Origin of the sequence: Streptomyces sp. NRRL S-495 (assembly GCF_000966955.1) — a bacterium.
GTDB classification, from domain to species: Bacteria; Actinomycetota; Actinomycetes; order Streptomycetales; family Streptomycetaceae; genus Kitasatospora; species Kitasatospora purpeofusca.
In genome coordinates this window covers 1-979 of the sequence record NZ_JZWY01000685.1, presented here as the reverse complement: position 1 = coordinate 979, position 979 = coordinate 1, and the positions used below count along the sequence as shown (strand labels likewise).

The 979-nt window shown below is 72.1% G+C and carries 1 protein-coding gene; it reads left to right on the top strand.

What is annotated here, in order from left to right:
• Positions 1-97: 97 nt before the first annotated feature.
• Positions 98-979, top strand: an 882-nt coding sequence (locus VR45_RS30810) for an ABC transporter permease (protein ID WP_045943161.1), incomplete at its 3' end; no start/stop codon positions are given.

Below are 979 nucleotides of genomic sequence, written 5' to 3'. Positions count from 1 at the left end.
ACGCCAAGGGCCGCACCAGCTGACCCCGCCGGTCAGCCACCTGCCCCGGCACCGGACCGGCCGCCGACCCCACGACCCTCAGGACTGACACCACCCCATGTACCGCACCGCACTGCGCAACGTGCTGGCCCACAAGGCCCGACTGCTGATGACGACCCTCGCCGTCCTCCTCGGCACCGCCTTCGTGGCCGGCACCATGGTCTTCACCGACACCCTCGCCAGCGCCTGGCGCGCCCAGAGCGCCCAGAGCTTCACCGACATCGCCGTCACCGTCAGCGACCGGGGTGCCGTCGAGAAGGGGTACGACCACGGCGGCGGGGACGCCGACGGCCTCTCGCTCACCGAGGACACCCGCAAGGCGATCGCCGCGCTGCCCGGCGCCGCCGAGGCCCGCGGCGTGGTCAGCGGCTTCGCCGGCATCGCCGACCGCAAGGGTGCGCTGATCGGCGACGGCTTCTCCACCACCGGCACCAACTACGTCCCGGGCGCCGACGGCACCGACGCGCGTTTCCCGCTGGCCGACGGCCGGGGCCCGCGCACCTCCGGCGAGGTCGCGCTGGACACCAGGACCGCCGAGAAGGGCGGCTACAAGGTCGGTGACACCGTCCGCGTCGCCGTCAACGGCCCGGTCATGGAGCTCAAGCTCACCGGCACCCTGCACGCCAACGACCCGCGCGTGGACGCCGGCGGCTCGCTCGCCGCCTTCGACACCGCCACCGCCCAGCAGCTCTACCTGAGCCCCGGCCAGTACGGCGGGATCGACGTCAAGGCCAAGCCCGGCACGGACGACACCGCACTGCTGGCCGCCGTGCAGAAGTCCTTCCCCGAGCCCAACCGCTTCGACGTCAACACCGGTCGCGCGCTGGCCGCCGAGCAGGAGCGGAGGATCGACGAGCAGACCAAGGAGCTGTCCACCATGCTGCTCGTGTTCGCCGGGATCTCGCTCTTCGTCGGCATCTTCATCATCGCCAACACCTTC